The following is a 12966-nucleotide window of genomic DNA, read 5'->3' as shown; positions in this document are numbered from 1 at the left end:
ATCAAATGCACTATTTTTTCGAAAAACGCTGGGCGCTAAATGGCGCAACATCTACCAATAACGGCTTGTCATGAATCATCTCTTCAACGAGACGCCCTGTCATAGGCCCTAAAGTGAAGCCCTGATGACTATGACCAAACGCAAACCATAATTTGTCATGCTTATCCGCAGGACCAATAACTGGCTTCATATCTGGCATACAAGGACGTGATCCTGCCCACGCTTCAGATTCTACCGCGTCTTCTAATGGTAAGATTTTACGAGCCAGCTTCAATACGGTTTTTAATTGTCCAAAATTCTTTGGCGCATCCATCGTCGTCATCTCAGCGCCCGTCGTGATACGGATACCTTGCTGCATCGGCCCCATCACAAAGCCTTTGTCCATATCAAACATACTGTGATTGATGGTGTTTTTTTCCGTCACTTTGAAATGCTGATGATAGCCACGCATTGGGAATAATGGCAGATTATAACCAAGTGGTTTAATCAAGTCGTTCGACCAAGGACCCGCGGCGATGACCAATTTATCACTATAGTACGTATCGTTATCAGTGATAACTTTCCAACCTTCGCCGTCTTGTACGATTTCTTTGACATCGCTTTCTTTGATAGTGCCGCCCATCTCTTGGAAGTTTTTCGCATACGCTTTGACTAGCGAGCTTGGGTTCGATACTTGCCAAGAGTTCTTCCAATGAATCGCTCCAACGAAACCTTCAAAATTGGCACTAGGTTCCATTGCTTTTAGTTCTTTAAGGTTTAGGACGTTATGTTCAACACCTTGGTTGCGAGCATCAATGGCTGACGCTTGTGCTTCTTTAAACGTCTCTTCAGAACGATGCAACTGTAACCAGCCATCACGCGTGATGAGCTCGTCAGCACCAGATGCTGAAATCATTGTCTGATGCTCACTAGTACAATGCGCGATCAGCGTCTGCCACTCTGATTCGATTTGTTTGACAGTCGCAGGTACAGAGTATTTCCAGTACTGTAATAGCGCTTGATGGTAACGCAGAATCGCTGGTATGCGATAGCGAATGTCAGTGCCTTGGTTCGGTAATACTCTGATCATCTCAGTCAACTGACGAGGAAAAGGATGGGTATGAATGGCTTCACGCTGAATCAATCCAGCATTACCATAAGAGGTCTCTGAACCCGGCAGTTTCTTGTCTAGCATCAATACTTGTGAACTATTTTTTTGTAGATGCCACGCAACTGAGGTGCCAACCATGCCTGCACCGATAACGATCACTTCATAGCGCATAACCTATCCTTTTTTTAGGGTGTTAATACAGAGTATCAAATATAAGGGTCTAACAGAATTAGGTGGTAATAGTAACGCATTAGGACAAATTTTAAACCCTTATCTGACGGACTTTTTTGTTATCTAATACTTTTAGTTATATATTCGCTAGATAGGTATTTTTAAATGGAATAACGTGGCAATTAAGTGGTCATTGACGGGTTATACGAAAATATATCTAATGAATTAAGGCATCTTTAAAGTCATGAGTAGCAAGTTGCTTAGAAAGTTACGTAGAAAGTTACGTAGAAAGTTTAGTCAGTGGAAATTGCATCTGTTATTAATCTATCATCACCACACCGGCTCGTCACTTTCCTTAATCAATTTTAATCAACTTTTTAACTATCTTTTTGGACAACTTTTCTATGAATACCAATTTGAACACCTCCTAGGTAGTGACATTAATTTCTGTGCTATAGTTTGGTCTTTGTGTTTTCAGTGAAGTAATCGCTAATATTTTTGATGATTTGGAAGATTTAATAAATGAGTATTTACGCACAAAGACTGGCCTCTCAGATTGAATTCATCAAACAGTGTGCTTTGATGAAAAAAGCGCCTACTCAAGACTTTACGAAGCACAGTGACTTCACTTGTACAGAAGAGCAAGTATTAAATCTGCCTGGTATCAGCCTAAATATCATAGATGGTAGCTCTGAAGAGGTTTGGCTACGTCTAGAACGGTTACGTGAAAACTCAGCGCCTAAACCTAGCAGCTCACTGTTAGCAAATTGGTTAATATTTCCAATAAAATTCGGCGATCAGCCTTTATTGCAAGAAAAAATCAATGTACAAAACCTAAAAGATGATGTTGCTATCGCTCATGAAGAAGCATTCACACCATTTGAAGTCGAGGATAACCATCAGGATGAGACATTAGAAATAGAAGAAAAATTATCAGAAAAAGAAGTTTATTTAAAAGATTTTTCTGAAAAAGAAACCCTGCAAAATGAATTTAACGATTATCTCAAAAACATTTGGAAGCCTTGGCTAGTGCAAGAGAAGCTTGTACGCCAAAGCATTGCTTTATATGCAAAGTTATTTAAGCTCAATCAAATGCTACAAGGCAACCTAGCTGACGAATCGCTTGAGCTGGTTTGGGGTGTCGGTGTTGCTATAAGAAAAAATACTGTTAATGAACAGAACAACGAGCAAATCAAGTATCCATTATTAACACAATCTGTAGAAATTGTCTTAGACCAAAAGACAATGGCTTTACTTATAAAGCCCAACCCTTCTCCTTCTACACTGGAGACTGAACCTTTCTCCATGGATGAGAACCAAGGTTTGGCCAATCTATTAAAAGACAGTAAACAATTTTATGAATCGGAGGATGTTTTACTAAATCCGTTTTTGCCAAGTAGCTATGAGCCTATTTTAAAATCAGCTGTTACTTTGCTTGACTCGTCTGGCGTTTATCAGCCAGATCATACTAGTGCAGATGATCGAAAAATACCTAAAGCGCAGAACAACCTAATCGTCACTGATACTTGGGTTGTTATGGCGCGTCCTAGAAGCAATAATATATTTTTGCAAGATTTAGACAAGTTCGCCATTCAGCTTGAAAATAGCGATGACCTTCATTTACCAAGTGCGCTTATAGCAATGCTGACCGAGCCTGCTACAGAAAATAAAGAAATCATACTACCCGCTTATCGTGGTTTATCTATGGTCAGCGGCAGTGAAAATTATACAGACACGCCAGCTGAGCTATATTTCCCTAAAGCATTCAATGATGAACAAGTACAAATCATACAGCAGTTGGATGTTCACGATGGTGTGGTCGTTCAAGGCCCACCTGGTACAGGCAAAACCCATACTATTGCCAATGTCATTTGTCATTACTTAGCACTTGGCAAGCGGGTACTGGTCACGTCGATGAAAGACCCCGCGCTAAAGGTACTACAAGGACAACTGCCTGAATCTATTCGCCCGCTCGCTGTTAGCCTGCTGACCAGTGAAAACGAAGGTTTAAAGCAGTTTGAACATACCATCAAAAAAATATCGAGCGAAGTATCTAGTATCAATCGCGAGGCCTACAAAAAAGACATCCTCATGTTTGATAATCAAATCGATACCATCCATGCACAGTTAGCCAGCACTGACCATAAAATTACGGCTTGGGCAAGGTTAAACCTTGATGATATTACTATCGATAATGAAACGATCAAGCCTATAGATGCCGCGACTGAAGTGGCTCAAAACAGACAGCTTATCGAAAGTTTTCCCGATAAGTTGGGTATAGAAGAGAACTTTAAGCCTCGATTTACTCATGCTGATATCACAGCGCTAAAAGACGCAAGAGTAAACCTCGGCCATGATTTGAGTTATTTTAATAAAAAAATTCCTGCTGTTGCAGACCTGCCGCCTACCAACGCTATAAAGCAACTTCATATGGATTTAAGTTACCTCAATGAGTCGCAGGAGTCTGAAAAGCAAGGAGCGCTACCAAGCTTAATCAATGACAGTGCTAGCACGATAGATATTGCTCAAGAAGTCGCTTCTCATACATCTCGTTTAACTGGTCTGCTGCAAAAAATTGCAACTGCTGAACAGAGCTGGACGACGGATATTCAGCAGCATTTAGCTAATGAGACTAAGCAAGACATCATCGGCCATCTCACTATACTGAACGATGAAATCAAAGTGCTTTTTGATGAGAGAACTATTTATTTAACCAAACCTATTACAATGACTGATGATTTTGATAAAAATCCAGAGCTCGTTGACGCGGTTCAAAACCTATCTGAAGGCAAAAAACCATTTGGTCTCGCTGGGATTTTTGGTAAGTCTGCTGAGAAGAAAAGCCTTGAGTCTATTACGATAGTCTCATCAGCACCATCAAGTACGGCAGATTGGCAGTATATATCCAGCTTTATAACGTTTAGAAAAAAAGCTCAAACGCTTATCCTTCGCTGGAATGCCCTATCAAATGAGCTGTCCTTACCAATATTTGAGGTGGCGCCTAATAATCTGTCTGCGTTACATTCAGCCGTTCATCTATATGATGAAATCATTGCTAGTAACCACTTGCAGCACAGCATCAAGCAGGCGTTAAGCACTATATTCATAGATTGGGATGTTATTTCTGCAGCATCGTATGACACAGATATGTTGGCTGAGATTGAAAGTGTTCTTAAACAACACTTAAAGAGACATAATCTGTCTGAAAGTCTCACGTTAAAAGAGACATTACTTAATAACCTCGCTGACTGTAAAGGCAATATCAGTGAAAAAATGGCGGCATTTGTCACTCAAAAGATTGGTGATCCGAGTTTATCTGATGATCGACTACAAACAGACTATCAAGAGCTGTTAAATGAGCTGCAACGCGTGAATAACCTTGCAACAGACTTACAGACAGTCGCTGACGTTACCCAACTCATTGAAGATAACGGTGCACCACTTTGGGCAAAAAAATTACGTTTTGAACTTCATAATAATTCTCAAGACACCTTGGCATCAGATAACTTGCAACCTGACGACTTACTGCCTGATAACTGGCAGCAGATTTGGCGAATTGGTAGACTGACAAGCTTTATCGACAGTATCGATGGTCGCAAGGAATTGGTTCAACTGGCAAAAACTCGTGGCAATTTAGAAGTAAATCTGGCACGACTCTATCAAGAAGCCATCACCAAAAGAGCATGGCTAAAAGTTGCAGAAAATGCGACACCAAACGTAAGAGCATCTTTAGAAAAATATCGCTCTGCCATTATGCGTATCGGTAAAGGAACGGGAAAAGGCGCGCATTATTACCGCCGTGAAGCCCGCGAAGCCTCTGCGGGAGCAAGTGCTGCTATCCCGTGTTGGATTATGCCGCATTATCGTATTTCTGAATCCTTACCAGCAGAATTTGGCAGTTTTGACTTGGTTATCATCGATGAAGCGTCCCAGTCTGATTTAACGGCGTTGCCAGCAATCATGAGAGCCAAGAAAGTTCTAATCGTTGGTGACGATAAGCAAGTGTCACCAGAAGGTGTCGGTCTCGATATCGAAAAAATTCGCAATCTGATGTCACAGTATCTGAGCAACCAAGTCCCTGTTTATCGCTCACAAATGTCACCTGATCGTTCAATCTACGATTTATTCAAAGTCGTTTTTGCAGATAGCAGTGTGATGTTAAAAGAACATTTTCGTAGTGTGGCACCTATCATTGAATTCTCAAAGCGTGAGTTTTACAATCATGAGCTGATACCTTTACGTAAAGCCAAGCCCTCAGAGCGCTTGGACCCGCCATTGATTGATATTTATGTCACCGATGGCTATCGTCTTAAAGGCTCTGATATTAACCCATCAGAAGTCAGATTTATTGTCGATGAAATCAAAACCCTCGTCTCTGATCCAGCTTACAAAGGTAAAACCATTGGTGTTGTCTCATTGCTAGGCAATAAGCAAGCGCATAATATTATGGAGATACTCAATAAAGAGTTGGATGAAGCAGTAATGACTGCTTTTGACATTGCTTGCGGTGACGCCAGAACCTTTCAGGGTAAAGAGCGCGATATCATGTTTTTGTCATTGGTGGTGGCACCCGGAGCGGCCCATGCACAAACGAGAGACACTTTCGCCCAGCGTATGAATGTCGCTGCTTCAAGAGCGCGCGATAGAATGTATTTGGTACGCAGTATTGAACTGGATGAGCTTAGCCAAGCTGATTACTACCGAGCAGAGCTTATCAAACATTTTCAAGCCCCTTTCATGCAAGATGAAGAAGAAGTCTCTGATTTGCGTGATAAGTGTGAGTCACTTTTTGAAACAGAAGTCTTTGATCTTTTGGTTGAGAGAGGCTATCGAGTGGTTCCGCAGGTTAAGGCTGGTGCATATCGAATCGATATGGTTGTCGAAGGTGAAAACGACAACAGTCTAGCCATTGAATGTGATGGCGATAGATATCATGGGCCTGACAAATGGGACAGCGATATGCAACGTCAGCGTATTTTGGAGCGTGCTGGCTGGAAATTCTGGCGCTGCTTTGCCTCCACTTTTGTAACCCGTAAAGATGAAGTTATCCAAGATTTATTAGCAGAATTGGAACGTTTAGAGATTTATCCAATCACTACCGACACAGCATATAGCAGCTCGTATGTTGAATCTAGAGTCGTCACGACTGTTGATGCACCACAGATCGATATTGAAGCTAACATTGATGCCAATATAGATAGTGAAACGGAGACTGACGCTTAAATATATAAGATTCGGTCAATGCTATGGCGTGTCACCATTTAAACGGTAAGGCTTAAAATAAGATAAATTGCAGCCAAACAAGGAAAGTAGCTCAGATGATATCGAGATATTGACTAGCAGTTTGGCAAGATCTAGCCACTTTTAGGCTCTTTCGTTCAGATTGAGGACACGCCCTAATAGAATCAATAATTTCCTGATAGCTATTTACGATATTAAATATAGGTAGCGCCTTCTCTACAACTTCTCTTGAAGGTGAGAATAAGTATCCATGAGTGGCTGCGCTTAGCATCGTAAAATCATTAAACGCGTCGCCAATCGCTATACTATTTCCCAATGATAAAGGATATTTTTCTATAATTTCATGTTTACCATATTGTCGACTGTATAACACTTTATTAATATAACCTGCACTATCAACTTGTAAATGATGACAATATACGGTATCCACTGGAACTTCGAGCTGCTGCAAGAATCCTTCAAGTAATTCATGAAAGCAGTCTGAAACGATTTTAATCTCAAAACCTTTCATCTTTAATGCTTGTAGAAACTCTTTTGCTCCTTCAATTGGATTAAGTTGCCCGATAATACTTTGTATTTTTGGTAGCGTGATCTGATGTTTTTCTAGAACAGCTATGCGATATATCATCAGTTTTTGATAATCCTCTACTTCCCTTGTTGTGATGCTAAGCTCAGATATATCTAGGCGCTTAGCTAAAAACTTCCATATTTCTGGGACTAAGACACCTTCCATATCGATAAAGGCTACTTTATTCATTTTAACTCTCCTTAATTTAAGTTTGTAAAGAGCAAAAACACACCTAACAACCCTAATATGAAACCAATGACTCGATTGATTGCCACTTGTTTATTTAACATTTTTTCTCTTAGAGTACGCTGAGAGAACAATAAAGCCACTAGAGCAAACCATATGAAATGAGCTACCGACATGAACAGCCCATAACCGATCAAAATAGATTTTGGAGTGATAGCGCTAACAATTTGTGTATAGGTGCTAATAACAAACAAGGTAGTCTTAGGATTCAAGGCGTTCGTAAAGAAACCATATCGTAACGCTTGTGCAGAACTGATGCAGGTAGAAGAACCTACATCCTTTACAGGTTTTTGTATAAATGTTTTATACCCAATATAAATGAGATAAAACGCACCAAGATATTTTATGATAGTCAAAAAATTGGGCGCAAACTCCATTACAATGGTAACGGCCAACAAGGTATAGGCGACATGTACTAATACTCCTAACGCTATACCAATAGAAGTTAATACACCAATAGAGCGCCCATATAAGTAGCTATTTTTGGTCACAATAGCAAAATCAGCGCCTGGACTGATGACAGCAAGAATAGTAATCATAATAACGGCTAAAAATTCTGTCATTTGTCTATCTCTATGCTTCTATTAGCTATATTTCCTGTGTTTTTCACACTTACCTCATGTAGTTATTCAATTCAGTTGTATCTTCCTATATTTCTTAGTAAACTAAAATTGAGTTATTTACATGAGTATTTATGAGTTTTTGGCATGATAGAAAAGATATCATTAAATTCGCTAAAGTTTTTTTATTACGTTGCACAGCATGGTAGCGTGACGTTAGCATCTCAAAAATTGTTTGTGACACAGAGTGCAGTGAGCAAACAGATTAAAAATCTAGAAGATGCTTTAGGTCTTATTTTATTTGATAGAGTGAACAAGAAGCTTGTACTTACCCCAAATGGCAGCTTACTTTTCGCCTGTTGCCAGCAAGTTTTTGCAAAATTAGACGATTGCCTTGTTGATTTGAAGAATCAACAATATGAAAAGAAACAATTGGTACTATCCTGCGAACCTACAATTTCTATGAAATGGTTGATACCGCGTTTAGCTGAATTTAACTCGCTAAACTATGGCTTTGAAATTGTGTTACTGACGGGCGGTGGAATCATAGACTTTCAAGGGAAATCTATCGATATTGCCTTGCGCAGAAACGATTTTGAATGGGACAAGAATATATTTCATGAGAAAATTATTGAAGAATACATAGTGGCTGTTCGCAACACTAGAACGGATCAGACAAATACGCTTTTACTTACTTCTTCTCGACCAAATTTATGGCAACACATAAACAAGTCTAAGTTGGTGAGTAGTGACATTTTATCGTACGAACACATGGTGTTAGAGCATTTCTATTTGTGTATTGAGGGATGTTTAGCTGGTTTAGGAACAGCTATTGTTTCAATATTTATGGTGGAAAAAGAAATCTCACATGAATTTTTAGAATTGGTACATCCTCCCGTAGCGGACAGTTCTTCTTATCATTTATTGTCCTATTACCCTTTTTACGAAGATGAAAGAAAGGTGATATTCAAAAACTGGCTGAAAACAGAGATGCTGATTAGCAAGGTACAGTTTATGGAAAATTTGAAGTAGATCTGGAGCTTACTTAAATTCTATTTATTTGCTTATACTTCAACGATAGGCACATGCAGTCATTTATTAAAACTACCTTTTAGTCTGAGACAAAAGCTCATCTATACGCTAAATATCAAAAGAGCATGACTAAAAGTCGTAGCGGTAATACACTTCAAACATCACCACCACACTGGATCGTCACTCGCCAGCGTCTCTAACAGTTTTTTAGAGCTTTTAACCTCAACTTCATCGGCAGATAGCTCCGCGATAAATCTTGAAGGCTTATCGAAATACCCTGAATAACTGGCGAAGTAATCAGGCGCAGTCAGATACAGTCTGGACTTGGCTCGACTACAGGCGACATAAAATAATTTTCGTTCCTCTTCCAACTCTTCAAAGTCATCTAGCGAGCGATGATGTGGCGTGATGCCATCGACCAATGAATTGACAAACACCACTGGCCACTCCAGTCCTTTGGCACTGTGGATAGTCGAGATAGTGACTTTATCGTTGGCATTTTCATCAGGTTGACTGGTTGTCGCTACCGAATCGTTGGGCGGATCAAGTGCCAAATTTTCTAAGAAATCATCAAGACTGCTGTGCTCCGTTGCCAAATTTTTGAGCACCCGGAAATCCTCGCTGCGCTCACGCCAATTCTCTTCAATCGTTTTTAGGATAGGAATATAAAAACCTAAAATCAGCTCAATGATAGTCTCAACCGACTCCGCTTGTTGCGCTTTGGTCAAGGTCGTATGAAGCGATTCTAACTGCGGACTTTTTTTGCTAAATTTCGGTAGTAATAATGGCTCAAACGAATTGTTATCCGCATTAATCGCTTGAGTCAAACGCGTCGCGGTGACTGCTCCAACTCCTTGGAACAAGGTCAAAATTCGATGCCAAGCAATGGTGTCATTAGGATTATAAAGAATTTTTATAAAAGCTAAGACATCTTTGACATGACGGCGCTCAACGAACTTAATACCCCCTACCACGATAAATGGAATATGGCGCTCCATAAATTCTAACTGTACATAATTAGACTGAAAAGACGTGCGACACAGTACCGAAAAATCATTGTAATCGTAGTCTGTCTTGTGCTCGATAATCTTATCGGCTATATATTTGGCCTCTTTCGTTTCATCACTTAAACGGCTAAAGGTTGGTTTGTTGCCCGTTATGCTCGCGTTTGAATACAGCTGCTTTTGATACCCTAGCGTGATTTGCGCGGACAAAGCATTGATATAATTTAAAACAGCGGGCGTACTACGATAGTTTTGCTCAAGCTTAATAAGATTCGCCTCAGGATAAGTCTCACCGAACAGTAGAATATTTTCGTAGTTTGCGCCGCGAAACGCATAAATACTTTGATTGTCATCACCGACCACCATCAGCGAGACCGAGGCAGGTGCACAGATAAGATCAATCAGCTGCTTTTGCGGAATATTGGTATCTTGATATTCATCAACCATAATATAGCGGTAGTTTTCTTGTAGCAGCTGACGGAATTTGTCGTTAGACTTTAGATGACGCACCACTTGACTGATAATATCGTCAAAATCATACAAATGATTGGCGCGTTTATACTCATGAAAGTCGACAGCCAATTGCTCAATGATAGGAATATGAATAGCAATATCAGGATAATTATCTTCGATCAAATTACGAATAGGAATGCGCCGATTTCTAGAGGTTGAAAAGATATTCTGTAAGGTTTTCTTGCGTGGAAAGGCCTGTTTCTTAGTTTGGGCAGGGTACTTCTTTTCTTTATAAATCAAGTCAATCGCGTCCTCAGCATCTCCTGTATCTAGAATAGTGAAGCGCGGATTGATACCCAGTAGCCCTGAATATTGACGCAGCAGCCTATTGCAAAACGAGTGAAAGGTGCCACTGGTGATATCGTTTAGCGCTTTACTGGTCGGCAAAACATCCTCGGATAACTGCTCGTCAGATAGGGTGTTAGTGAGCAAGGTTTTCGCGCGACTTTTAATCTCGTTGGCAGCCTTACGAGTAAAGGTCAGTAGCAATATTTGCTTAGGAGGCACACCATTCTCTAATAGATAACTGGTGCGATACGTTAAGGTTTTGGTCTTACCAGAGCCAGCACCAGCGATGACCAATACCTTGCCATCGATAGTAGTGGCTGCTAACAATTGGTCAGGATTGAGCTCACTGGCGTAATCTACTTTTAAGCCTAAATCACTATTTAATCTTTTCTTCAGCAGCGCAACATTTGCAGCATCATCAGCGTCGATTAGATTGGCTTCTAACTTTTTAATCGCTTTTTCAAGACGCGCAAGCTTGGGCTTAATCTCCATAAAGTTCTGCGGATAGTGGTAGCGGTGCGTGTCAAAAATAGTGGGTGTCATTATAGGAATTTGCCTTTCATTTTATTTTAGCCGCCTTTATCTGTATAAAGCACCTAATACGTAGCAGTTCAGAGATTTAGCTAATAGATTTAGCTAATAGATTTTGATGTTAATGATTTTTGCTGTTAATGATTTTTGCTGTTAATGATTAAGATTGTTAGTAAAGTTTAGCGAGTTATAGGTACTCACCTTTAATACGCTTGTCGGCCAAATTATTATTTTATAGTACAGCTTACCATAATTGATAAAACAGCAAAATTGCTGGCGATGACTAGGACAGACTCGGACAAAATCTTAGTATACCGCACAACAACCTCACCCCTATTCCGGTAAATTTGCTACAATATGCCCAATTTTGATTTACCATTTAGCTAAGTTTTATAATGACTAATTACTAAGTTCTATGGGGACTAAGTAGCAAGTCTTATATTAACTAAGTACCAACTGATTTTATTCATATATTGAGAGCATGTTATGGGTTTTAATTGCGGCATCGTCGGCCTACCAAACGTGGGTAAATCCACCTTGTTTAACGCCTTGACCAAAGCGGGTATCGCCGCTGAAAACTTTCCGTTTTGTACCAAAGATCCCAACACGGGTATTGTACCAGTACCAGACCTACGCCTAAAGAAACTGGCTGATATCGTCAATCCTGAACGTGTACTACCGACGACGATGGAGTTTGTGGATATCGCAGGTCTAGTCGCAGGCGCGTCAAAAGGCGAAGGCATGGGTAACCAGTTCCTAGCCAATATTCGTGAGACCGATGCGATTGCTCACGTAGTACGCTGTTTTGATGATGACAACGTCGTTCACGTTGATGGTCGCGTTAGCCCTATTGATGACATCGAAACCATCAATACTGAATTGGCATTGGCGGATTTAGAAGCCGTTGAGCGCGCTGTGTTTAACTTAACCAAAAAAGCCAAAGGCGGCGATAAAGACGCTAGCGCCATGCTTGATGTATTCAAAAAAATCGAACCATTGTTAGCAGACGGTCAAGCGGCTCGCGCGGCAAACCTTGATAGCGATGAGAAAAAACTCATCAGAAGCTATGGTTTGATTACCCTAAAGCCAACCATGTATATCGCTAACGTCTCTGAAGATGGCTTTGAAAACAACCCTTATCTAGATGCAGTACGCAACTATGCCACTGGTGAAGATTCTATCGTCATCGCCCTATGCAACCAAATCGAATCTGAAATTGCACAGCTTGATGAAGACGACAAAAAAGACTTCCTAGCTGAGATGAATATGGAAGAAGCCGGTCTTGATCAAGTCATTCGCGGTGGTTATGACTTACTGGATATGCAGACTTACTTCACTGCTGGTGTCAAAGAAGTACGTGCTTGGACTGTCGCTATTGGCGCAACCGCACCGCAAGCTGCTGGTGTGATTCATACTGATTTTGAGCGCGGTTTCATTCGTGCCGAAGTCATTGCTTATGATGATTTCATCGAGCACAACGGTGAAAAAGGCGCAGCAGCGGCTGGTAAATCGCGTCTGGAAGGCAAAACATACATCGTGCAAGATGGCGATGTGATGCATTTCCGCTTTAACGTTTAACGCTCAAAGTTTAATAAAGCGAATTGCGTGTTTACACAGTCTTAGTAGAGAACAACCAAAAGTCAGCCTTTGTGCTGGCTTTTTTCATTATAATAACGTCTGTTATCTTCAAAAACAGCAAATCCGCTGAAAACAATTATTAAA

Annotated in this window: 7 protein-coding genes; 3 read left to right on the top strand and 4 right to left on the bottom strand. The window is 40.5% G+C overall.

The window, feature by feature from the left end; all coding sequences use genetic code 11:
* Positions 1–10: 10 nt before the first annotated feature.
* Entirely contained in the window at positions 11–1261 is a 1251-nt protein-coding gene (locus tag IE130_RS02350) for an NAD(P)/FAD-dependent oxidoreductase (RefSeq protein WP_189581149.1), read from the bottom strand.
* A gap of 522 nt (positions 1262–1783) precedes the next feature.
* Between IE130_RS02350 and IE130_RS02345 the strand changes: the two genes are divergently transcribed.
* Positions 1784–6484, top strand: a complete 4701-nt coding sequence (locus IE130_RS02345; RefSeq protein WP_189581146.1) for a PDDEXK-like endonuclease domain-containing protein — start codon at positions 1784–1786, stop codon at positions 6482–6484.
* Positions 6485–6575: 91 nt separating this feature from the next.
* Here the strand turns inward: IE130_RS02345 and thrH are convergent, their stop codons facing one another.
* Both thrH and IE130_RS02335 read right to left on the bottom strand, forming a co-directional pair.
* Positions 6576–7259, bottom strand: coding sequence for a bifunctional phosphoserine phosphatase/homoserine phosphotransferase ThrH (thrH, locus tag IE130_RS02340; protein WP_189581143.1), 684 nt, complete (start codon positions 7257–7259; stop codon positions 6576–6578).
* 11 nt (positions 7260–7270) lie between these two features.
* On the bottom strand, positions 7271–7879 hold the full coding sequence (locus tag IE130_RS02335; RefSeq protein ID WP_189581140.1) for a LysE family translocator: 609 nt from the start codon (positions 7877–7879) through the stop codon (positions 7271–7273).
* Positions 7880–8023: 144 nt separating this feature from the next.
* On the opposite strand from IE130_RS02335, the gene IE130_RS02330 reads away from it, so the two are divergent.
* On the top strand, positions 8024–8908 hold the full coding sequence (locus IE130_RS02330) for a LysR family transcriptional regulator (RefSeq protein WP_189581137.1): 885 nt from the start codon (positions 8024–8026) through the stop codon (positions 8906–8908).
* A gap of 161 nt (positions 8909–9069) precedes the next feature.
* Here the strand turns inward: IE130_RS02330 and IE130_RS02325 are convergent, their stop codons facing one another.
* Positions 9070–11256 (bottom strand): ATP-dependent helicase, encoded by a 2187-nt coding sequence (locus tag IE130_RS02325; protein ID WP_189581134.1) that lies wholly within the window; start codon positions 11254–11256, stop codon positions 9070–9072.
* Between the two features lie 474 nt (positions 11257–11730).
* On the opposite strand from IE130_RS02325, the gene ychF reads away from it, so the two are divergent.
* Entirely contained in the window at positions 11731–12822 is a 1092-nt protein-coding gene (gene ychF, locus IE130_RS02320; RefSeq protein WP_189581133.1) for a redox-regulated ATPase YchF, read from the top strand.
* The last annotated feature ends 144 nt before the right edge of the window (positions 12823–12966 follow it).

Origin of the sequence: Psychrobacter glaciei (genome assembly GCF_014652895.1) — a bacterium.
GTDB classification, from domain to species: Bacteria; Pseudomonadota; Gammaproteobacteria; order Pseudomonadales; family Moraxellaceae; genus Psychrobacter; species Psychrobacter glaciei.
The sequence above is the reverse complement of the archived record's forward strand: the minus strand, read 5'-3'. Positions and strand labels throughout refer to the sequence as shown.

Coding starts and splice junctions, on each gene's coding strand:
- IE130_RS02350 (WP_189581149.1), bottom strand. CDS start 1,261: ATGCGCTATGAAGTGATCGTTATCGGTGCAGGCATGGTTGGCACCTCA.
- IE130_RS02345 (WP_189581146.1), top strand. CDS start 1,784: ATGAGTATTTACGCACAAAGACTGGCCTCTCAGATTGAATTCATCAAA.
- thrH (WP_189581143.1), bottom strand. CDS start 7,259: ATGAATAAAGTAGCCTTTATCGATATGGAAGGTGTCTTAGTCCCAGAA.
- IE130_RS02335 (WP_189581140.1), bottom strand. CDS start 7,879: ATGACAGAATTTTTAGCCGTTATTATGATTACTATTCTTGCTGTCATC.
- IE130_RS02330 (WP_189581137.1), top strand. CDS start 8,024: ATGATAGAAAAGATATCATTAAATTCGCTAAAGTTTTTTTATTACGTT.
- IE130_RS02325 (WP_189581134.1), bottom strand. CDS start 11,256: ATGACACCCACTATTTTTGACACGCACCGCTACCACTATCCGCAGAAC.
- ychF (WP_189581133.1), top strand. CDS start 11,731: ATGGGTTTTAATTGCGGCATCGTCGGCCTACCAAACGTGGGTAAATCC.